The following is a 23163-nucleotide window of genomic DNA, read 5'->3' as shown; positions in this document are numbered from 1 at the left end:
TTTGCTGCTGCCTAAAAATAACTACCCAACAGAGTAATCTACAGGATTTAAAGTTTTTCAGTTCACTTTTGTACAATTGAGATAATAAACATGACTAGCACTACCTCAACCCCAAACCTTCCCACCCAAGCTCAATGGGATGCCGCTAACCAATTTTTACAAGAACTCCTCATTAATAACAATCTTGCCCAAGGCTATCTCAATATAGCCCAACAAGCTAACGGACAAGACAACGCCCCCACTAGGCTCACCGATTGGTTACAGGGGCAAGGTTATGATACCACTCCAGCCTTAATCTATGGCGCTTTAGTCGCCGTGCAAAATACCACTCTAGGCTATTGGCTAGGGATTTATGGACAGAGTTATCAGCAAACCGGAACTATCAGCACTGATGCCCCCGTCCTCTGCATTTTGCCGGATATTAACGGGAATATCACCCCCTATCTAAACGGGGTAGCTCTAGTGAACTATACCTTTAAGAGCGTGGAATCCGATGGGAGTCTTAATCCTATCCTATCTTGGGGCTTGGAGAGTAATAGCACCGCCGGAGAGATTACCTTTTACTATACTCCCGAAGTGAATACAGACCCTAATCCCCCCACAGGATATACAGGAAACTGGTTTCAAGGCACTTTACAAACTGGTGCAAATGCTCCTCAAGAGAGTTTCTTCGGGGCGCTCGGTTCAGCGAATGCGGAGGCTTTACCCACTGTCAGCTTATCCGGAGAAGACCCGCATCAACAGCAATCAGAAAGCTGGCTGAAACAGACAATAGCATGGCTCAACGCTCATCCTGCGGCATGGGTTGGAGTCGGGATAGGTGGTTTAGTTGTTGCCGTTGGCTTGATCTATGGGGGTTACAAGCTGGCGCGATGGGCTTACCAGTCTATACAACAATGCCAACAGGAGCGTGAGCAAGCGCGGCAGGAGATTAACAACGACTTTCAAAACGACTCACAGGAAGAAATTGACCCTCTAGAGCAGGGGATTAGGGTAAGGGTTGAGAATCAACCAAGACAGCGCCAACAACAAATTATCCACGAAGAAGAAGAAGAAGAATCCGATGCAGAAATTGAATCTCTAGAGCAGGGGATTAGGCAAGAAGTTCAGAATGAACAAAGACAGTTAGAAGAACAACCAGCCGAAAGGTATCCAAATGTTTTTGACAACCCACGAATGACACTTAAGGACGTTGAAAAGACCCGTATTTTTCAACAGGCACAAAACCAACTGCAAAAACCAGAACTTAAAAACTTAGATTCAGTAAGCAATCTTCAGAATCCTGATGCTTATATCCATCAGGGAGAATCGGATTTACAGGGGATTCAAGATAGTGCTAAATTTCCTAGTTATCTTAATCAAGAAGAACCTCTTTTACAATCTCTCATCTTGAGTGAGGATGCTGAAAATCAAAATATAGATCATCTAGAACAAAAGATAGAATACCCTCCCTCATATCCTCAGAGAGTGCTAGATTTACCTAAAGCAGAGCAATGGCATCTATTAAGTCCTCACTATCAACAACAATTACAAGAAAACTTAGGTAAAAGGTTAAATAGGCTGGTTTCTTTCGGGGAAAACCCCCAGCCTCCCTCTCAGTTTCAGCCTAATAATCTTGATGATAATGACCTAAATGCTTCTCAAAATCTTAATGACGGGAATTCCTCCCAAGACATTTCTGGGAATGCTCCAAATGCTTCTCAAAATCTTGATGATGGAAATTCTGGTATAGATCAATCAACTATGCTTAGTCGACCTACCATTACCCAACAACAAACCAGCCAAAAGGTAGATGTGAATAAACAAGGATCATCCTCCCAACAATCACAGCAAGGACCCTTATCTGATCAAAAAATCCAGCAGGTTGAGTCGAAAAACCAATCTAGTGATCAAGATTCTAATGATGGTGGTGATGAGATTGAAGGTGAGGAGGGAAAATAATCTGTTGCGAGGAAAAGGACTACCCTTTCAACCCCCAAGATCCCCCCCAAGGCTGTTTCCTTCTTGGTTAAAACTTGGATTTTATAGTTCAATTCAGCGAATGTTTTCTATTAGCCTCGTCAATTTATTGCGAGGCGAGTTAACAACTCGAATCTAACAGCCCTGCCCCCAAGATAGAGGGCAAATTAGTAAATTTTTCTAACACGAGGTACACAAATGACAGCTAATCAACCGACAACCAATCCCTATACCGAAGGACAAAGTTTTCTCGCAGCAGCGATTAACAATCCTAGCCTAATAAACGGGTATGTAACGGCAATTAAAAATGGCAATGGCAATCCTCAAGCCGGAACAACTTGGTTAACACAGAATGGTTATCAAACCACTTCCCTACAAGTCTATCAAGCTCTCCTATTTGGTCTTCAAAATGAGTTAGGTTTTTGGCAGGGAGTCTATGGTTTGAGTCAACTCAGCGATCCTAGCAATTCTAACAACACCCAAAACGGACCGGTTTTAACCATCGCTATCGATTCTAATACGGGGAATGCTTACCCTATCTTGGGTGGATCCATTATTCCTACTTCTGACTTTACCTTTACCCCCGGAACGAATACCAGTCCTTATCCTAGTCTGAGCTTTACGGTTTCTCAGTATGGTTATACTTATGGTGTTAACATCACGTTTTGCTACTATCTTCCTTTTACGATTTCCCCCCCCCTTCCTAACCCCATTCCTAGCAATTTTTCAGGAGGTAATTACACTGTCGAGAGCGTTTCCGGAGGGGGGACTTGGTTTCAAGGTACTATAACCATCAATGGAACTCAATGGAACTATATCGGAGAACTCGGTCAACCTGTGAGTTTTCCCCTCAGCTTTTGGACAGGATACTACGGCACGACTACTTTCACCCCCTCCGGCAGTAGTCAATCCTCTCAAGGACAAGCTTTGATTCTTCAACCCGATGGTTCTGGAGGATTTACCGTAACCGTAGGCGGAGAAACGATTCAGAATTGGACTTATAACTGCGCTCTCAATCAATTAGCATGGACCACTACTAATAATTCAACGGCAGGAAATCTGACTTTTCTTCAAGTACAACCTAGTGGTTCATCAACCTATAACGGACCCGGTTTTACCGGAACTTATACCGATGGGGGGACAACCTACACCTACAATGGAATTCTTTCCACTCCTAAATCTTTGAACCAATGGGTAGGAAGTTATGGGGTAACGGTTCTCTCTCCAAGTTCTAGTAATGACGATAGTGATGATGTTTTGGGTCCAGAATTAAATCTCTACCTCAGTAACAATTCTCCCCAAGTTCAGATCAACTTTGGCAATAATCAGATCGCTACGATTCCTCCATCGGCGATCGATTCTTTCGATCAAGCAACCAATACCTTAAGTTGGACAAGTTCCAGTGGAATTAACACATCTGGACAGATTCAATTTGGCCAACAAACTGCCGCAACGTCCAGTAGTAGTTATATCGGTAATTATTTTAGTGGAACTTTAACCTTATCTACCTCAGTCGGTAGCTTGAACGCCGGAGGTTACTCCTATAGTGGTCAAATTGGCGAGCCGCCTCCCTCCTCCACTTCCCCTGCTAAACAACCTTTTATCACATGGAAACAAATTGAGCAGGGCATTGTAATGGGATTTTTCAATGGAATGGGTATGAAGGTTTTTGAGGGTCTTTTTACTCTTTTCATAGAGCTACCGGCTAAATGGCTTTATAGCAAAATCAGTTCTTTAGTCACTAAAAAGTCAATGAATGAGGAAAATGCTCCCTCTGGGGAGGATAGTTTGAATGCTGAGGAACAACCGGAAATTGAACAAAAAAGTAGCTCAGGTGGAGGTGAATCCGAACAAGGGGGAACAGAATCAGGTTCAGGAAACGATGAGGGCGGCGACACTACTCCTACCACTGACACAACCACTACTCCTACCACTGACACAACCACTAACACTACCACTACCACTAGCACTACCACAGAAGGTTCACCGAAGCCCCTCGTAATCAACGAGCAATCCCCTAACACTTCTCAGAGTGGAAGTGGTACACAATTCGAAGAACCTACAAATACAGGGGGGGGAAGCTCAAATGCTGGTCCCCCTCCAACTCAACAGATTAACCAAGCAGGGAAAGACAGTGGTGGTGATGGCGACGGTGATGGCGACGGTGATGACGATGATGATGACGATGGGGACAGTGATCTGAAAGAACTTCCATTTTATGGCGGGGGGGAGGATTTCTAAGGGCTAAACCCTTTCACTAATCGCAATAGATGGGCGAAAGAAAGTTTTTTCGCCCATTGGCAAAATTAACGAAATTGAATCACTAAAAAGGTCAAATGGTTACTTTTAAAAATAGTTATGATCCCCCTAAACAAGTTTATGGTTATGCACCAGTACCACCAGATACCGGTGAAATTGTTTACACCTTTTATCTCGTCAATTATTTCCCCAGTAACAATGGTTATAATATGTCCTATGACTTTAGTGGTGTTCTAGAAGCCATTGGCAAAGATTATCAATGGATTCAAGGGGCACAATCGGGAGTCGTTACACCGGGGTTATATAATGTAGCCAGCTTTTATTTAACCAATGGATCTGGCAATCAAACCATACAAAAGGGCAGTATTCCTTTAATAACCATTGCCGGAACAACAATAGATTTTTGGTTTTGGTCGGGGGGTTCTACTCCCTATATTAATCTACTCACTCCTTCAGGATTTACCGAACCGACTAATAGTTCAACTGATAATGTGATTGCCTGTAGTGCCTATACAGTTAGCCTTAACGGCGGTGAGAATAGTCCAACAACTAACAATATTTTTATCAGTTTAAATCCGGATCCTTTATGGAATTGGATCGGCTATTATGGAACCACAACTTACTCCGAATGGAGCCAACCCCCCGTTCTCACAATTCAAGGCAATAATACCGGTTCATTAGAGGTTATTTTTGAGAATATTGTTATTAATAATTGGTCTTTTGATGCCTCAAATAATCAACTCACTTGGACAACGTCCGGTGGTAATGGATCCGCCGCTTCTCTAACTTTTTCCGTAGTCACTGCTAATAGTCCTAATGCCTATTCTGGTCTAAGTTTTACAGGGACTTTACAAACCGATCCTAATGGAAGCGGTGGCTTTAGTCAATCTGGCACATTTTCCGGGCAAATTGCCGAAACTTCTACGGATCAATCAGCCCAAAGTTTTCTACAATTTCTCTTAGAAAATTCATCCATTGCTCAACAGTTTAACACTGAATTAGAAACCCTTGCCACCAATGCTCAAACCCAACAACAAAACGGCGCAACTAGCACCGAAATTATTAACACCGCTAACCAAAATTTAACCAGTTGGTTTCAACAACAGGGCTATGATACCACTCCCCAAGCCCTTTATCAAGCCTTACTCCAATTTGGCTATACCGATCTGCTTTTCTGGTTAGGAGTTTATGGATTAACTGAAGTTGTTCCCCAAGGAAATATTACTCAAAATACTGCCCCTGTACTGGCTATTGTTCTTGATTCCAATAATCAAGCTATTCCTCAATTATGTGGTGTCACGCTAGAAAACTACACCTTTAATAATGGTGTTTTAAGTTGGCCAATGACCGGAGGAAATACCACCGCCGGACAAGTTCAATTCTATTATACTTCTCCGATTTCTCTGAGTTCTACCCAACCCACCGGCTATACAGGTCCTTGGTTTCAAGGTACAATAACCGTTTCCTATCAAGGAGAAACCCAAACGTTAACCTATTATGGAGAAATTGGCAATCCTGTTAGTTTCCCCCTCAAAAATTGGACAGGTTTCTATGGTGTTACTTCTTATTTTCCTTGGGCACAACCCCCATCTTTAACCATTCAATGTGATCCATCCGGCACATTACAGGTTCTTCTCGATGGCGTAGTTATTAATAATTGGTCTTACAATGGTGTCTATAATCAACTGACTTGGACTTCTAACGGTGGTAATAATTCTGCTGCTACTTTAACCTTTGATCAAGCTACGGCAAATAGTCAAAATAGCTACTCAGGACCGACTTTTACCGGGAAATTACAAACCAATCTCAATAGTAGTGGTAGCTTCACTCAGTCGGGAACTTTTGCCGGAGAATTATCTCAACCACAGGATCTATATGAGTGGACTGGTTCTTATGGGGTGACGGTTTTAACCCCTTCATCTTCTAGTTCTAACTCTAATCCGATTATGGGACCAGAGTTAGACGTTTCTATGAGCGGTAATACCCCTCAAGTCTCTCTCAATTTTGGTAATAATAATACAACCACCACTATTCCCACAAGTAATTTTAATCAGGCGACAAATACCCTAACTTGGACCGGTTCTATGCCGATTAATACATCCGGAACTGTTCAATTTGGAACTCAAACCGCCCCAACTTCTAGCAGTAGCTACATCGGGAATTATTTTGATGGAACTCTCACCTTAAACGAAAAGGTAACATTTTTTCAAGCAGGAACTTATTCCTTCTCTGGACAAATGGGAGAATTTTATTATGCTAATTCAACTATTCCCACAACTTGGCAAGTTATTCTCGGAGATATTAAGAAAGTTACTGTATTAATTATCCGAATGTATCTTCAAAATAAAGCAATGGAAGTAGGTGAAGCCTTTACCGAATGGGTATTTGAGGTCATTTCGGAGATTTTCTCCTCAGAGGAAACCGCAGTAACCGCATTAGCCTCAGAAGGAATTGAAGTGGCGGATATAACCGATTATGCGACTGGGATTTTTACTAATGTTGGCACTCCCATTAATTTCTCTAAACCGCCAGAACTGATTGAACCCTCCGACCCTGGAACAACAAACGCCGGTGATGCTGGTGATGCTGCCGATGCTGCTGCCGATGCCGCCGATGTTGACGCCGATGCTGCCGGATTAGCTGTGGACGCTGATGCTGCCGTTGATGTTGGTGCTGATGTTGCCCTCGATGCCGGTGCTGATGTTGCCCTCGATTGTTTGTGGCTTTTATTTCTGTAGGCTACCAAAATCTCAAATAATTCCCTAAACAAGGCCGTAATCTTTACTGTTTTCGATCAGGCGATCGCTCTTATTTATCTCCTAATTGAAAATGCGATCGCCTTCATAGCAACCAAGTTTATTTTTTAAGTTTATCTTTTTAAAAATGGCATCTACAACATAATGAGCAAGAACATTACCAAAATTCTCGATCTTTTTATTACTGTACTCATCAGTTTTTCGCTATTCGTTAATACAGCGATCGCCTGTAGTGATGTGATGATCTCAGGTAATGGCTATACAGCCGTTGCTCGTAATCAACAGCACGAAGAAAACAGTTCGTCTGTTCCTGTTTCCTCCTCTTAAAGTGTTAGAGTACTCCCCAGAAAAAATGATCCAAAATCTGAGATAATCAAAATGTATCAACAAAATTGAATTAGTCGCCAGAAGGCATACGGAGGAGAGATAGCCTTTTCAGGCGTTGCTAATTTGAGATATGAATCTTCTCTTGTGGGATTTTTAAACCCTAGATCCAAACTAACTTTTGGATGGGTGCAAAGTTGTCATTCATACCTTGATTCAGCAACGCCCCTTTTCATTCTATTAATCAATCTAAAAAGTCCCCAAAAAATATGATAACTTCCACTCCAGTCAAAAAAAATGACGATATTAACGCCTTAAATGCGGATATTCGGGAAGTTTTATTAGAGGTTTTGCCGATAATTTCTCCTGAATTACAACTAGAAATTGCTAACTTAGTTCAACAGATTCATCATCTGAATTATTTGATTTATAAAAAAAGTAATAGCTGGAAAATTGGTTGGTTTATTTTTAACAATGATCCAACTAAATTTATTTTGTTATTAGAGGAAATTAAATATATATTGCTCATGGCAAAAACCAATAAAGTCGGGGTTGATGCTATTCGAGTATTCAGAATTAATCTAGAAAAGGAAATTAATAATAGTCGCTATTTTTTATGGGGACATATTTTAAATGGATTTAGTTCTATCTATTCTGTAAGATCAGTCCCATTCAAAATATTTTTAGGTTTATCTATGACAACTTTTTTATCTATTATTGCTCTCAAATTTTCTGCTCAAGAAATTTACAGATTTGATGATAATTTACACCAGAAATCCTCTCAAAAGGAGGCAATTATTTCAAAACCATTATCTCAAGCAAACTCGCCAGCCCCCATTCCTTCTGGTAGTTATTCAGAAAATTTAAAATCATCGAGTGATACGATAAATCCTGATAGGCATATAATTTATGCTTTAGTTTATGCGGCAACAGCAGGAGTGTTGGGAAGTGTTGCCAGTATTTTACTCAGAATTATCGACTTTACAGACCAAGAATATGACGACCCCCTCATTCCTTTTTTTATTGGTTTGTTTAGACCCTTAATTGGTCTAATTTTCGGTATTTTTATCTTTAGTTTAATTAGCTCAGATACGTTGATTAAAATTGATTTTATGATTACCCAGGATCAAAATTCTTCTAGTTTAATAACAAACAAAGCCCGTCAGGATTTATTTATCTTTTCCTGTGCTTTTTTAGTGGGATTTAGTGAAAGATTTGCCTCAGATTTAGTTAAAAAAACTGAATCTGGATTAATTGAAAAAGAAAAATAATTTTATTGGCTAAATTATACGGACTTTTGCGGATTCAAGACATACAATAACAGCAGTGGGCAAAATAATTGCGGAGATCAAGAAAGTAACCGTTCGCATCCGTTCATCGCTGTTTGAGTTGCCTTTTTTCTTCTTGAGCATCCACCAGAGAATGGGTATAGCTACCCCTTCATGGACAATGCCGACTGTGAGGATGTTGTAGTGATGACTACCAAATGACCAATTGGTGCGGTCAATACTCAATACCCAGGGTTGAGAGATATGGAGCCACTGGACTACAATGGGAGCTATTTGAGAGTAATCTCTCTGGAAGTCCCCAAACAAGCGTTGTCATCGTTTGTAATGGGACTCTACCAATACCCGACCTTCAAAACCTAGGGCTAATTCCTTGAGGTTGACGGTTTTTACTTTCAACAGAGCCAGTAAGAATAGAGCGCGGAAAGAGAGTCTTGCTCCGTGCCATCCCTTGAGGAGGCTTGAGAGCTTGTTTCAATGCGTTATATTGGTTCCTAGGGGTTTCAAGATTAGTGCTATTTTTGATAAAACCCTACTCCCGCCTACTTTTCCAGCTTTTTGTCCTGTACTTAGGAGAATTTACATAATTTTCCTCTCTAAAGCCAGAATTGACAATCATCTTCTAATAAACTAGGACAAATTCCTTGTAAGCGTCGATAAGCAATAGCATCCGCTCCATACAAAGGGATAGGTAAACGGGGTTCTTTGAGAGAACCATAGTGAAGCAAAGTTAATTTTAAGGTGGTGTCAACTAACTGTTTTAAATTTACTTGTTCTCCTAATTCATTAACTTTTAAGCGCAAGGGACGAGGAACACCTATTTGTTCAGAAACTTGGGACGTTATCAGGATAACTTCCCGCTTTGATAAAGCTAAAGCTAATCCTTTGGAGGGAGCATTTATCTGTTTTTGCTCAAAATTATAAAGTCTAGGAATGCCAGTTTTATAACATTCTACGAGAATAAATTTAGCATTAATCGCTCTAGCTCTTGCTAGTAAATTCTCAATCTCCTTTCCTTGAAATTTACCATCTCTGTAAATGAGAACTGTCTGATTTTTTAGTTCAGCTTGCGGTAAACAATTTTCCAGAATACGTTGAGGAATTTCTTCTCCCTCGGTTAAACTATCTTCTACCCGACAGCGAACAAATTCTCCCTGTTTTCCATATAGTCGCACACTTGCACAAACATTGAGACTCCCCGGAAGATTTTTTTTAGGCATCCTTCCCACATCTAAACCAATAAAATAATCGGCAATTTCTAGAGGTTCAGCAAGGACATAGGGTAAATTTCCTAATTTGGCTAGGATTCCGGGGACAACTTGATTGAGAATATTCTTATAGTTGCTCTTATCATTTAAAGTTTTCTCATAAATCATTTGAGTTATAACTCCACGCTCCAAAAACTTTTTTTTAATCCACGAATATAAACTTCCTTCTTCAGTATTATCAGCATTGCGATCCTCTTGAGGAAGAAATACTAAAGCAATATCTACAGGAATTTCTCCTCCAATTAATTGATCAACTGCTTCTTCCAGTCTAGCTCTTTTTTCAAATCCTACACCTTCAACAGAGAAATTTATTTGATTCTCTGCTGGCAAAATGGTCTCAAATTTATAAAGTTCTAATCGCTTTTCTAATTGTTCTCTAAAATCTCCCACTTTCAAATTAGCTGGTTTCAGAATAGCTAAACGAATTTTACGAGCAGGATCTTCATATTCTCGATGACGTTTATATACACCACCCTCCGATAATCCTTTGAGAGTTTTTCTTTTTTCTCCCCTTTCTCCCTTACCAAATAAGATAGGAGTTTGCTCAAGAGAAATGGGAGGAGTCCAAAATAATGCGGGGTATTCTTGGCTGTTAATACTTTTTTCTTTTAACTGAAACCCAAAGTTATTTAAAGTCTTTTGTGCCTCCTGCTTATACAATTTTAATCGTTCTTGTCGTTCAGCATAGAAGATTTTTGTTTCCTTTAATAACTCTCCGTAATTGACTTGAAATAAACTCTCATCTTTATCTGTCATACAGGGTTTTAAAGCTGCCAATGGATAAATATACTCCTTGGTATTTTTGCCAAATTGTACCGCCACCACTGGCTGCCCCAGATGAGCTTCTTCTAATTTTCTTCGACTAATTGAACCCGTAGCTCTTGTTAATAGTTCCTCTCTTTTTTCCCCAATTGTACCCGCTATTCTAATAATTTTAGCTGTCCCATTAGTTTCTATAGTTTTAACCTTTAAACCTACTAATAATTTAGCCGCATCTTGTCTATAGGGATGATTTTCATAAAACTGTTCTAAATCTCCACTATAGACAATACTACTTTCAAGAGTTAAACAAATAGCTGGATCGGTGTCATTGATGATTTCTGCCCAAAAGTTAACTTCTCTCCTTACCTGTACTTGGTTTTCACTTATCTGACTATCTTTGGGAAAAACTATTGGATAGGAAAATTTACCAAATATTTTCAGAATTCTAACTGCTAATTGTGCTGTAACTAAAGCTGTTATCTGAAAGTCTTTTAGCCAATGAATAGAATAATAGTGATCGCCAATATCTTCTCGTAAAACCTCTTGAATATCTGATAAAGCTTCTTTCCACTGTTGTGGAGAGGGAAGAGATTTTTCATCTTTAGCTAATACCCAAAAACAATTATCTTCAAAAATAACCACCACAGCAGGAAACTTCCGACTGAATTGCCAACCAAAACGATTACCTATTTTTCTAGTAACTTGATGATTAAGCTTAAAACAATTTAAACAATTATTCTTGAGAGTTAAGGAACTAATTTCACTCAAAAATATTGGAGAGTTGGCTGTTTTAGTTTCTGTGTAATTCATGATCTAAACCTCCTTATTTGCATAATCACAAATCGATGTAAACGGACAATAACGACAGACATAGCCACTTTGAGGCGGAAAAATATGATAAAAATCTTTGGGGTGATCTTTATATTTTTGTAGTTGTTGCTGATGTTTTTTGGCCAGGGAAGCTAGTTCGATTTTAACTGCTTCTATTGCCTCAGAAGACAGGGATATTTTTTCTGAGCTTGTTTGGGTTTCTAAATTGTAAAAAGAAGCGACAATTTTTTTCTGAGGATAACGGTAACTAGCCGCCAGTAAATAAACATGAGCCTGACGACGATCAAAATTAGATTGACCAGTTTTCAAATCTAAAATATGTATAGTGTCATCAGCTTCTCTGAAAATACAATCAAAGGCAGCGGACAAATTAAACCGATATTTGCCTTGCTCGATAACAATAGGTTCTGGATAACCTTCATCGCCTCTAGATAAATTAATAATCTCTTGATTCAATAAAATTGGTTGTTGATAGTAATTGTTTAAAATTACTAAAACCCTAGCTTGAATTTCTGGCGATTCTTGATTTAATTGCAGGATTTCTGCCACTTGTTCCACCCCATGGGAACCTGATAATCTCACTGGCTCTTGATGAAACTCAAAAACTCCCCTTTGTGCCAACTTACCAATTTTTTGCGGTTGATTATCTTCTGATAATAATCTTTGGACTTCTGGTTCTTTGTTTCGCGCTTTTTCAAACCCCCGTTTTGTCTGACAATGCCAATTCTCATAGCCAATCGCTGGTTTTAGTGATCGCCAAAGACTATAGCTCATCGGAGGATACCAAGGCTTTTTGGGGGACTGGCAGGACAAGATTTTTTCCCTCGGTCAGGATAATGCTAGGATGACATTGACTAAAATAATCAACGCCAATGAACTAACTTTAGCCTATGTTGACTGAAATAGTCAACCCTTGATATAATTTTTTTGAGCGGTTGGGAGAAAAGCAGTGTCAGAAACATTTGGACAGGTTATCCGCAAAGCTCGTCGAGAGGAGGAATATAGTCAGAGAGAACTAGCTAAGTTGATTGGGGTGGACTATACCTATCTATCGAAGCTAGAAAATGATCATGCGGGTTATCCTCCTAGTCAGCAGGTTATTGAGTCCTTAGCGACTCATTTAAAATTAAATGCTCAAACTCTAGGAGAATTAGCAGGACGACTGAGTTCAGATGATCAAAAAGTCTTCAAAGAGTTAGTTCAAAAATACCAGCAAATGCCAATTTTATTGCGTCGCATGAAAGACAATCCCAATTTTGCCCAAAAAATTATTTCTGAGGCGACAAAATTAGAACCAGAGGAGTAAATATCTTGGATATTATTAAACCCTATAGTTTTATTCCCAAAACAGTGATTGAAGCTCAGGCAGACAATATTCTCAAGAAAGTAAAAGCTAATCGTCGTCGTCCCTTAAACAATTGCGATATTGCGGAAGCAGTGGCTGATTATTTTGATTTGGCTATTGAATGGACGGACATAACGCCAGATCAAGAGGGAGAAATCGCCGCGATGATTATTCCCACAGAAAAGAAAATTATTCTCAATGAAGATGTAAAATTCTTAAGAGATTCTCAAAATTCATCCCTAGCAAAAGAAGGTTTTAAAAATTCGAGTTTAGCCCATGAAATTGGTCATTTTGTCCTTCATATTAATCAAACAGCCGTCTCTAACTTTTTGGATCGAATCAATCAGGGAGATTCCCTAGAGACAATTCAACCTTTTCTATGTCGGACAGTTGATTCTAGCCAAAGAATTGAATGGCAAGCCCAATATTTTGCCAGTTGTTTACTAATGGCGATGAGTGAGTTAGAGAAAGCCATCAAGGGCCGTGACTTGACTAAATGGGGACATCTGTATGCGATCGCCGACGAGTTGGGAGTAACTATTACTAATCTTAGAAGTCGTTTAGAAAGTCTCCATTGGATCAAAGTCGATAAAAAAGTAATTTATCCCGGCAGTAATTTTCCCAAGAAATAGCTTCAATGTTCCGAGGAAGATTTTGCCCATCTCGATCGACTTATTTACTAATAATTTCGGCGGTTTGTGAGTTAGGAATCGGTTCAAAGTTGTGGTCGTCAGCCAGATATTCTGGATAGGTGGAGAATTGGGGTAGTATTTCTAGGGTAAAAGCTTCGGCCGCTTTTGAGCGATAACGATTCGGGTTAATAATTACCGACAAAGTGCGACGTACCTCCACATCTTTAATTCTGGTAGCGTGGATCACGCCTATTTGTAGTTCTTTTTCGATCGCTGTCACCGAGACAAAAGCCGCCCCTAAACCGGATTGTACGGCATTTTTAATCGCCTCGATCGAGTTCAGTTCCATCTCCACTTTTAAGCGTTTGGTATCGATCTCGCAACGAGTTAAAACCTTATCAATGACTTTGCGAATCGTCGATTGGGAATCGAGGGTGATGAATTTTAGTCGATATAAATCCTCTTTTTGAATCATTTCTACCTTAGACAGAGGATGAAAAATAGGCAGGACTAAAGCCAGTTCATCGTCTGCGTAGGGGATAATCCGCAGGGTTTCTTGTAATTCGGCGGGAACTTCTCCCCCGATAATGGCTAAATCCACTTGACCGTTAAAAACACCCCAAGAGGTGCGACGGGTGGAATGAACTTGTAGCTGTACGGATACTTCTGGGTATTTTTGCCGAAACAGTCCGATCATGCGGGGAAGAAGATAAGTCCCCGTGGTTTGGGAAGCACCGATGATTAGGGTTCCCCCTTGCAGATTTTGTAGATCTTCGATCGCCCGACAGGTTTCTTGACAGAGAGTGATAATTTTTTCGCCGTAGTTTAAGAGTAGGTGTCCCGCTTCTGTTAATTGAGCTTTCCGACCGCCTCGGTCAAATAACGGCACATTTAGCTGTTTTTCGAGGTTTTGTACCTGAAGACTGACCGCCGGCTGGGATACATACAGGGTATCTGCCGCCCGTTTAAAGCTTCCCTCAGCAGCGATCGCTTTGAGAATTCTCAGTTGGTCTAGGGTGAAAGGAATGTCGGTCATAGAAAGCCTCAAAAACATCGACAGGAGAAGGGGATGACAACAGCGACAAATCTTAAGTCAGTGCAGATAAATACACTGAATTGACAGTACCACACCACGGGGATCAATACTTCAGCTAGTTCGATGATCGCTTATTTTAGTCCTCAGCCCTGAATCAGTAATCAGTTACCAGTTATCAGATGCGAGTTATCAGTGAACTGATAACTGAAAAAGGCTGCCTCAGCAATTATCGGGTTGACTTTTACATACTACTTAATCGTTAGGCAGTAAGCATAAATAAGTTTTACACTTAATCCTGTTTCACCTTTTCTCAAAAGGGTAGAAGGAGTTTTATCTGTAAAGTTTATTTATTCTCAATGTCTAAATAGTCGTTGGCTGCAAAACCTGCGAGTAACATTCTCCTAACCAAGCTGTTTTTTCTTCGTTTTTGAGCTTTGGTCAAACCTGGTTGAGAGCTACCTGAGATAATCCCACCACCAGACTGCTCCCATCACTTGACTAATCTTTTGAGATGAGAGTTCTTGCCTAATTAATTTTTGAGAGTTCAAAAATGAGAAAAATAGGCATAAAATTGCATAAAATCCCTAAACAGAGCATTTAATTGATTAATTCTCATTCTTAATTCTCCTGAATACTGACTACTGGCTCCTCACCTAAGGGAAGATTTTTGATTTTTACAAGAGGTCTATTATAGTACAGGCTTTGATCGGAGGTAAACAAGGCGGTCGGGGAATCCCCACCAGTGCGCTTGCTCAGGGTGAGGAATTCCCGTGCCATATTTTCGTTAAGGTCTTTATCTCGGCTGACCTCATTTCAAATTCTCTATAGTATTTCCTACTTTTCGCCATTTACCTCTATAGTTAAGTATTTTTTAATATTTACTTTTGTGAGGATTGGTCAGGTTTTATTAAGTAATGCTGCGGATGCAGGGAAACGCCGAGAATTTGTGATACCCACAACTCAAAATCGTGGATTGGATAAGCTGCCCCCCCCGTCAAGGGATTTACCATTGGTTTCACCAGAATGGTAAACATTCCCAGACGATTTCCCGCTAAAACATCGGTAAACAAGCGATCGCCAACCATAGCAATTTGTTGGGGGGGGAGTCCCATGGCTGCCATCGCTTGCCGGAGTTTGCGTCGAGAGGGTTTCACCGCACCGAGAAGGTAGGGAAGTTGTAAATTATCAGCGATCGCACCGATGCGATTTTCACTGAGATTATTGCTTACCAACCAAATCGGTAGATAAAGACGCAAGGAATCGACCCAACGCTGTAAATCGTCAGAAACCGTCGTTTCCTGAAGGGGAACAAGGGTATCGTCCACATCGAGAATCAATCCCTTAATCTGATGCTGACTCAAAATCTCCAGAGTGAGACCGAGAATCGTATCCCCTAAAATTAAATCGGGTTGTAGAATTTTTGCTCTAGTCATTAACTTCTCAAAAATAACTGGCAGCGAGTCGATCGAACTCAGCTTGATTAAAAAACCGTTGCCTTATTTAGTATAAATGACCGACTGCCCCTGAAAATCTTGCCTGGCCTATCTCTTCACTTGGCCGCTTGAATCACCTGTAAACTGCCACCAGCGTATAATTTTTGTTGACAATCACGAAAACCGATCGCCTGTAAAGATTGGATCAGATCCCTATCGATAAATTGCCAAGCGGTATGGGTTTCAAATAATTGCAAAAATAGGGCTAAAGAAGGCCAAAAAAGCGGGTTAGTGGGTCGATGAAAATCCACGAGGGCAAAAATTCCCCCCGGTCTGAGAACTCGATACACTTCTTTAAGAATTTCCTCTAACTGCTCTGGTTCCATTTCGTGGAGAGCGGCGCTAGTATGCACAAAGGCGAATTCTCCGGCATTAAAGGGCATTTTTTCGGCTAATCCCTCCACATAATGCGCTTGCGGCACCGCTAAACTAGCTCGCTCCAGAGCCACAGGAGAGACATCTAAACCGGTACAGTGATCGGATAGGGGGACTAAATAACGGGTGGTTTGACCTGCACCACAACAGAGATCGAGGATAGGGTCATTTTTAGCGATTTTTAAACCTTCTAGGGCCAATTGCCGAAAACGAGACTCCCCACCCACCGCTAGGGCAGCCAGACGGGAGATACCATCGTAAAGCCATTGATATTGATAACTGAGGGGACGTAAAATTGTAGCCAAGATCAACCTCCAAGATTTGATTAAGTTCTCTGTAGCCTGTAATTTGTTTTAACGGTTCCACCGATATATTGTTAAACTTGGTAAAGAATCTGAAAATTTAAAAATTATCTGTTAACACTATGGGTCGCGTTGGCGTTTTATTATTAAATTTGGGTGGGCCGGAGCGGTTAGAGGATGTGCGTCCTTTTCTATTTAACCTTTTTTCTGACCCAGAGATCATCCGTTTACCGATCAAAGGATTACAAAAACCGTTAGCTTGGTTAATATCGACGTTAAGAGCGAGTAAATCCCAAGAAAATTACCGTCAGATCGGCGGTGGCTCCCCTTTACTCAAGATTACGGAAGCACAGGCCACGGCACTGCAACAACGTCTCGCGGAAATGGGCCGCGAGGTGAGCGTTTATATCGGGATGCGTTACTGGAATCCCTTCACCGAAGAAGCGATCGAGCGGATTAAACGGGATCATATCAAAAAATTGGTTATTCTTCCCCTTTATCCCCAATTTTCCATCAGCACCAGTGGTTCCAGTTTTCGTGTGCTGGAGGAAATGTGGCAGCAGGATCCCTATCTGCGTTTGACGGAATATACTCTCATCCCCTCTTGGTACGATCATCCCACTTATCTGAGTGCTATGGCCGATCTGATTGCGCGAGAGTTAGAACAGTGTGCTAATCCTGACCAAGTACATATCTTTTTTAGCGCCCATGGTGTCCCCCAAAGTTATGTGGAGGAAGCGGGAGATCCCTATCAAAGGGAAATTGAAGAATGTACTAGGGCGATCATGCGTACTCTAAACCGACCCAATCAGTACACTTTAGCCTATCAAAGTCGCGTCGGTCCGGTGGAATGGCTAAAACCCTATACTGAAGATGCTTTAAAAGGGTTGGGAGAGCAGGGAATTAAGAATTTATTGGTCGTGCCGATTAGCTTTGTCTCGGAACACATCGAAACCCTGCAAGAAATCGATATAGAGTACCGAGAAGTGGCGGAAGAAGCGGGAATTGAACATTTTCAGCGAGTACCGGCTCTTAACACTCACCCGATGTTTATCGAATCTCTCTCCCAGTTAGTGGTAAAATCCCTAGACGAGAAACCCACCACTTTCGAGCAAATTACCCATCCGAAAGCGAATATGAAAATGTATCCCCAGGAACGTTGGGAATGGGGGATGACAACGGCAGCCGAGGTGTGGAATGGTCGATTAGCGATGATCGGTTTTCTGGCAATTATTATCGAATTAATTACCGGTCAAGGACCGTTACATTTTGTTGGTTTATTATAACCTCAAGCTTCGTTGCCATTGCTTTTGATGGTAACTACCAAAATAAGGTTGGGTTTAACTATATTTAACCCAACCATTGGCGATTTCATCTCTTAGGACATCATATTCGCAGAACGAACATTAACGTTAACTTCTAGCCTGCCATTGCCGAGCATATCTAACCCAGTGACGCTAAACAGATTAGCTTTAATCCCCCTTTCCTGAAAATTAGCCTGTAATTCTTTGATGAGAACCTCTTCCACTTTCCCCTCATCATCTGCTAGAGCTTGGACGATTTTAGCAGCGAAAGAGCCAATTTTTGCGCTCAATATTTCTTCCACATTGGTAATCTCGATAATAACCATTGATTTTTCTTCTTAGTAGAGGACAAATAGCATAAGAACAGAATTTGCGAGAAAATAGAGCTGCTCTCATCTTAGGAATCAGTATAACCTGCACTGTTCCCCCCCAAACGTAAATTCCCACCCAGAAGGAGATTACTGCATGATAAACCTAGAGACCCTAGAAGGTTGGTTAAATGCTCCAGTGGAAAATGAGCGACTAGAATTTAAACAGGCTAAAAATCAATTTGATACAATCAAACTGTTAAAATATTGCGTCGCCCTTGCTAATGAAGGAGGTGGCCATTTTATCTTAGGTGTTACCGATAAACGTCCCCGTAAAATTGTTGGTTCACAAGCCTTTCCTACACCCGAAGAAATTAACAGCATTAAATCGCTAATCGTTCAAAAACTTCGCTTGCGCGTGGAAATCACCGAATTGGCCCACCCTGATGGTCGTGTCTTGGTTTTTGAAGTGCCAACCCGTCCCACAGGACAACCTATCGCCTTTGAAGGTGCTTATCTAATGCGAGCAGGGGAAGACTTAGTATTCATGACACCTGATCGGCTTAAGCTCATCTTTGCTGAAGATCAACAAGATTGGTTTTGTCAATCCGCTCGCTCTCATGCCAGTCCAGATGAGGTTATTGACCTACTCGACACCCAAACCTACTTTAAATTGCTCAAGCTTCCCTATCCTAGCCATCGTGATGCTGTTTTAGAAAGATTACAAAGCGATCAACTCCTTGACAAAACATCAAAAGGTTGGACAATTCCTAATTTATCTGCCATCCTTCTGGCCAGACAACTTGAGAGCTTTTCCCCTACCTTAGCGCGTAAAGCACCACGAGTGATTATCTATGAGGGAACAGGTAAAATTAAAACTCGACTGGAACAGACAGGAACTAAGGGATATGCTGTGGGTTTTGATGGTTTAGTTAATTTTGTCCACGATTTAGCCCCTCAAAATCGCGTCATCGAGGAGGTTCTTAGGGAAGAAGTGAAAATGTTTCCTCCACAAGCTTTGCGAGAACTGATCGCCAATGCTTTGATTCATCAGGACTTTCTCGCTACAGGCGCTTCGGTGATGATTGAAATGTATGATGATCGAGTAGAAATCTCTAACCCTGGTATTCCTTTTATCAAAGTAGAACGCTTTATAGACGAATATCGCTCCCGTAATGAGCAATTAGCTGACATAATGCGTCGTTTTGGCATTTGTGAAGAAAAGGGCAGTGGTATTGATAAAGTTATTTCCGCTGCCGAGAAATTTCAACTTCCCGCACCAGATTTTAGAGTAGGTGAGATCCGAACAACTTCTATCCTATTCGCTCATCAGGATTTTGGCAAAATGAGTCAATCTGACCGTATTCGCGCTTGTTATCAGCACTGTTGTCTCCTCTATGTCGATAATCAACGGATGTCTAACCAAACCTTACGAAATCGCTTTTGTTTAAATGAATCAAAAAACAATACTGTTTCTCAAGTGATTGGGGCAACTAAAGAAGCAGGACTGATTAAACTTGACGAATCTGAATCTAAATCAACTCGTTATGCTCGTTATCTCCCCTTTTGGGCCTAGACTAGCCTTGAGCGAAGTGTACACTGAGCTTAGTCGAAGTGTGGAAATGCTAAAAAGTGCTTCAACGCAAATCCATTTTAGGGATGTCAAATCGGCGAAACCCTTATACAGCGAGCAAAAAAGTGCTTCAACGCAAATCGACATTTTTCCAAGAGGAGATTTTATCATCGCGTCCACACGGGAGTGGGACTTGTGGACGACAACGGCGATACATTTCTTTAAACTGCACCCCCCAAACGTAAATAGGCTTCAATAAAGCTATCTAAATCCCCATTCATTACCCCAGTAACATCGGTGGTTTCCACATTACTACGGAGATCCTTAACCAATTGATAGGGATGAAAAACATAGTTACGGATTTGATTGCCCCAAGCGGCCTCCACCATATCGCCGCGAATTTCAGCGATCGCTTGAGCCTGTTGTTCCCGAGCGATAATTAACAATTTCGCCTTTAATAAAGCTAGGGCTTTTTCTTTATTTTGTAATTGCGATCGCTCTTGGGTACAACGTACAGCGATACCTGTGGGAAGATGAACTACACGCACGGCAGTTTCCACTTTATTAACATTTTGTCCACCTTTTCCCCCCGATCTAGTGGTAGTAATTTCTAAATCTTTATCGGGAATTTCTACCCTCACCGCATCATCGCCCAAAATTGGCATCACTTCCACCCCAGCGAAACTGGTTTGACGTTTACCATTAGCATTAAAAGGGGAAATTCTGACTAACCGATGGGTGCCTTTTTCTCCTTTTAGATAACCGTAAGCATAAGTTCCGGCAATTTCAATTGTCACCGATTTAATTCCCGCTTCATCTCCTTCTGATATTTCTGCTAAAGTGACTTTATAACCCTGTTTCTCGGCCCAGCGAGAATACATTCTCAGGAGCATTTCTGTCCAATCTTGGGCATCGGTTCCCCCGGCCCCCGCATTAATCGTTAAAACCGCTCCTTTTGCGTCGTAGGGACCATTTAAAAGCTGTTGCAATTCCCAGCGATCGAGGTCATGCTGTAAATGAGTTAAATTGTCCGTTGCTTCTTCTAGTAAAGCTCGATCGGATTCTAATTCTAATAACTCGATAATTGCCTTAGTATCTTCTAATTGTTCACACCAACCCTGATAGGTTTCTAAAGAAGATTTACATTCATTTAGTTCTTGCAGGGTTTTTTGAGCAGTATCGGGATTATCCCAAAAAGTGGGGACGGCTGCCACCTGTTCTAAGTCTTTAATTTTGGCCTTTAAAGTGGGTAAGTCAAAGATAGTCCTGGGTTTTACCCAGGCGCGATCCTACTATCTCGATACCTTTTTTTAGTTCCGATATTTCCATGTTATCAGTTAAGTAAGTGGTTATAATTAAATAGACGATAGATTTTGCCTTTGATCTCCCCCGTCCCCCTTGATAAACGGGGGGCCGATCCCCCCTTAATCCCCCCTTAATAAGGGGGGCATCTAACAATTTTTAACGGCTAAAATGGTACGATCGATCCGCGCAGGGGAGCAAGACTTTGTAAAGCGTTTTCAGCCTTATCACGACTGCTAAAAGCGCCTATTTGCCAGAGGGAACGACCTTTGTAGGAAGTGGGGAAAGCGTCGGGATAGAGAGAACGAACTTTGCTGCGATCGCTCTCGGTTTTGGCTTCAATTACTACTTTAAAACCTTGGCGGCCACTATTGCTCATATTACCACTACTGGGATTAGCAGCCGGTCGATTAAAAGTAATCACATCCGATAAACTTCTCTGATTGCCTAGGTTGCGCGGCGGCGGTGGTGGTACAATTGCATTAGTATTCTGGGAATTGGGAGGAGTTAGGGGGGGTAAATTAGGGGTAACTGGGGACGGTGGGGTTAAATTTGGCTTTAGTACTGGATTAGTGGCCACTGGCTGAGGATTGCTCTCTACTGCTGTTTCTGCAGCGGTAAAGGTATATTCTCGCACTTCGGGATTAGGGGAAGGATTAACCGGTGTTTCTGCTTTGACGGATTCTCTGGGGGGGGAATAACTATTACCCGCGAGTAATTCCGGGGGAGGATTGAAACTGGGACTATCGGCAGTTAGATAGATATGACTGAGATTTTGACCGGCTAGACTGCGTTTAGTAAAGCGCCAGCCATCGATGAGATAAATTTGGATTAAACCGGTCCCTAAACCTTTTGTCCGTCCAATAATTACCTCTGATTGTCTGGGATTGCGGGGAGTTCCCACGAGGACTAATTCCCCGTTGCGTTGTACGATACGCAGCAGGTATTCTAAACCGTAATCTTTGCCCTGAATGCGAAGGGAATAACCGTTACTGTCGGTGGCTCGTTCACAACTGCCGGTAAAATCGAAATCGAGGAGGAGAGGCTGAACAATGGTCGGTTCTCTGCCATTTACCGCCCAACATTGGCGTTTTCTGGGAATTTGTTGCAAAATCAGCAAATCGTATTTACCGTTACCGTAGGGACGGGCAATAGCGATAAAATCCTCTTGATTAACTTCTCGTTGTTCAAAGAGAGTTGCTTGACTGGGTGTCGTCAGGAGACAACCCCCCAGAAGTGAAAACAGTAGGGTAAATTTTAGGGATGATTTTAGATTCATAAATAGGGAGCCTTGTTATGGGGATCGTACTTGCATTTATTTTATCGATTTAGACGCAAGTCAGAGAATTTTGTTTTCCTAGGGGAAATAGTTTTATAATTCAGCCGTCGGCCGTCAGCCGTCAGCCATCAGCTAGGAAAGGCAATCAGGCCAATTGAAAGGTCTTGGAGTCTGCTCAATTCTGCTGGATTTTTGCTAGGGATTTATTTTATCTCGGAGAATAAAGCTTCTAAGTCTTGACGACCGCTAACTATTCTTAAAATCTCTACTGTGTCATCAGTAACTCGATAGAAAATAATATATCCATCTAAAGGCAACCCTCTCAAGGACGATCTAATATGACTGTAACTACGTCCTCAATTGGGAAATTGTGCTAATTGTTGACACTTTTGGGAAAATTTTATCAATAGTTTTTCCCCAGCTTCCACGTTTACCGCTAAAAAATAATCAGCAATCTTGTTTAAATCTTGACTGGCTGATGGGGCAATAATATAACGATTCATGATTAGGATTGACGCTCTTTCTGAAATTTTTTTAAAATATTGTTGATAACTGTTTCGACCTCTAATCCTTCCCCATTGTCTAATTCAGCTACAGCAATATCAATTTGATGACCGGTTTCTTCTCGCCATTCTAAATAATCTTCATTGATGTTGGACAGCAAGTGTAAAGCGGTATCTATGAGCTGCTCTACATTATCAAATCTGCCACTTTTTAACTGTTCTTCGATAAATTTTTCTTGATTTGGTTTTAGTTGAATATTCATACT

Annotated in this window: 18 protein-coding genes and 2 pseudogenes; 9 read left to right on the top strand and 11 right to left on the bottom strand. The window is 41.2% G+C overall.

What is annotated here, in order from left to right; all coding sequences use genetic code 11:
- Positions 1-90 precede the first annotated feature (90 nt).
- The 5 genes from PN470_RS17005 (at position 91) to PN470_RS16985 (ending at position 8569) form a co-directional block, all read left to right on the top strand.
- The gene (locus tag PN470_RS17005; protein WP_271939436.1) at positions 91-1941 is read left to right on the top strand and encodes a hypothetical protein; all 1851 of its coding nucleotides are present in this window, start codon (positions 91-93) and stop codon (positions 1939-1941) included.
- Between the two features lie 216 nt (positions 1942-2157).
- Positions 2158-4200: a hypothetical protein gene (locus PN470_RS17000; RefSeq protein ID WP_272104846.1), complete on the top strand. Its 2043-nt coding sequence runs from the start codon at positions 2158-2160 to the stop codon at positions 4198-4200.
- Positions 4201-4295: 95 nt separating this feature from the next.
- Entirely contained in the window at positions 4296-6956 is a 2661-nt protein-coding gene (locus PN470_RS16995) for a hypothetical protein (protein WP_271939441.1), read from the top strand.
- 162 nt (positions 6957-7118) lie between these two features.
- On the top strand, positions 7119-7301 hold the full coding sequence (locus tag PN470_RS16990) for a hypothetical protein (RefSeq protein ID WP_002747805.1): 183 nt from the start codon (positions 7119-7121) through the stop codon (positions 7299-7301).
- A gap of 266 nt (positions 7302-7567) precedes the next feature.
- A complete protein-coding gene (locus PN470_RS16985; RefSeq protein WP_272104845.1) occupies positions 7568-8569 on the top strand; it encodes a hypothetical protein in 1002 nt (333 codons plus the stop codon).
- Between the two features lie 36 nt (positions 8570-8605).
- Here PN470_RS16985 and PN470_RS16980 read toward each other — a convergent pair.
- From PN470_RS16980 to PN470_RS16970, 3 genes and pseudogenes are all read right to left on the bottom strand, one after another.
- Positions 8606-9110: pseudogene (locus PN470_RS16980) on the bottom strand (IS4 family transposase); the annotation flags it as partial.
- A 70-nt stretch (positions 9111-9180) separates the two neighbouring features.
- Positions 9181-11424 (bottom strand): Piwi domain-containing protein, encoded by a 2244-nt coding sequence (locus tag PN470_RS16975; RefSeq protein WP_272104844.1) that lies wholly within the window; start codon positions 11422-11424, stop codon positions 9181-9183.
- Positions 11425-11427: 3 nt separating this feature from the next.
- The gene (locus PN470_RS16970) at positions 11428-12219 is read right to left on the bottom strand and encodes a PD-(D/E)XK nuclease family protein (protein WP_130756330.1); all 792 of its coding nucleotides are present in this window, start codon (positions 12217-12219) and stop codon (positions 11428-11430) included.
- A 175-nt stretch (positions 12220-12394) separates the two neighbouring features.
- Between PN470_RS16970 and PN470_RS16965 the strand changes: the two genes are divergently transcribed.
- Complete coding sequence (locus PN470_RS16965; protein ID WP_002738811.1) at positions 12395-12751, top strand: helix-turn-helix domain-containing protein; 357 nt, start codon at positions 12395-12397, stop codon at positions 12749-12751.
- A 5-nt stretch (positions 12752-12756) separates the two neighbouring features.
- On the top strand, positions 12757-13422 hold the full coding sequence (locus PN470_RS16960; RefSeq protein ID WP_271939449.1) for an ImmA/IrrE family metallo-endopeptidase: 666 nt from the start codon (positions 12757-12759) through the stop codon (positions 13420-13422).
- A gap of 40 nt (positions 13423-13462) precedes the next feature.
- Here the strand turns inward: PN470_RS16960 and PN470_RS16955 are convergent, their stop codons facing one another.
- The 3 genes from PN470_RS16955 to PN470_RS16945 all read right to left on the bottom strand — a co-directional run bounded on the left by PN470_RS16955 (position 13463) and on the right by PN470_RS16945 (position 16631).
- Positions 13463-14458, bottom strand: coding sequence for a LysR family transcriptional regulator (locus tag PN470_RS16955; RefSeq protein WP_002795108.1), 996 nt, complete (start codon positions 14456-14458; stop codon positions 13463-13465).
- Between the two features lie 878 nt (positions 14459-15336).
- On the bottom strand, positions 15337-15891 hold the full coding sequence (locus PN470_RS16950; RefSeq protein WP_272104843.1) for a YqeG family HAD IIIA-type phosphatase: 555 nt from the start codon (positions 15889-15891) through the stop codon (positions 15337-15339).
- A gap of 116 nt (positions 15892-16007) precedes the next feature.
- Entirely contained in the window at positions 16008-16631 is a 624-nt protein-coding gene (locus tag PN470_RS16945) for a class I SAM-dependent methyltransferase (RefSeq protein WP_272104842.1), read from the bottom strand.
- Between the two features lie 119 nt (positions 16632-16750).
- On the opposite strand from PN470_RS16945, the gene hemH reads away from it, so the two are divergent.
- A complete protein-coding gene (gene hemH / locus PN470_RS16940) occupies positions 16751-17914 on the top strand; it encodes a ferrochelatase (protein ID WP_004163720.1) in 1164 nt (387 codons plus the stop codon).
- A gap of 92 nt (positions 17915-18006) precedes the next feature.
- Here hemH and PN470_RS16935 read toward each other — a convergent pair whose 3' ends face one another.
- Entirely contained in the window at positions 18007-18258 is a 252-nt protein-coding gene (locus tag PN470_RS16935; protein ID WP_002739055.1) for a hypothetical protein, read from the bottom strand.
- A 139-nt stretch (positions 18259-18397) separates the two neighbouring features.
- On the opposite strand from PN470_RS16935, the gene PN470_RS16930 reads away from it, so the two are divergent.
- Positions 18398-19816, top strand: a complete 1419-nt coding sequence (locus PN470_RS16930) for an ATP-binding protein (protein ID WP_046660935.1) — start codon at positions 18398-18400, stop codon at positions 19814-19816.
- Between the two features lie 218 nt (positions 19817-20034).
- Here PN470_RS16930 and prfB read toward each other — a convergent pair.
- From prfB to PN470_RS16910, 4 genes and pseudogenes are all read right to left on the bottom strand, one after another.
- A protein-coding gene (gene prfB, locus PN470_RS16925) for a peptide chain release factor 2 (RefSeq protein WP_271939459.1) occupies positions 20035-21142 on the bottom strand; the annotation gives its coding sequence in 2 pieces (ribosomal slippage) (positions 20035-21069 and positions 21071-21142; 1107 coding nt in all).
- Positions 21143-21281: 139 nt separating this feature from the next.
- Positions 21282-22394 carry a DUF3747 domain-containing protein gene (locus tag PN470_RS16920; protein ID WP_271939461.1) on the bottom strand — a complete coding sequence of 371 codons (1113 nt, stop codon included), beginning with the start codon at positions 22392-22394 and terminating at the stop codon, positions 21282-21284.
- A 203-nt stretch (positions 22395-22597) separates the two neighbouring features.
- Positions 22598-22897 (bottom strand): annotated as a pseudogene (locus tag PN470_RS16915) (type II toxin-antitoxin system RelE/ParE family toxin).
- Between the two features lie 2 nt (positions 22898-22899).
- Complete coding sequence (locus PN470_RS16910; protein WP_002739380.1) at positions 22900-23160, bottom strand: ribbon-helix-helix domain-containing protein; 261 nt, start codon at positions 23158-23160, stop codon at positions 22900-22902.
- Positions 23161-23163: the final 3 nt, after the last annotated feature.

This window comes from Microcystis sp. CS-574 (genome assembly GCF_028329095.1).
Classification (GTDB): domain Bacteria; phylum Cyanobacteriota; class Cyanobacteriia; order Cyanobacteriales; family Microcystaceae; genus Microcystis; species Microcystis ichthyoblabe_A.
Note: the sequence above shows the minus strand (reverse complement) of the source record. Positions and strands in the feature narration are given on the sequence as shown.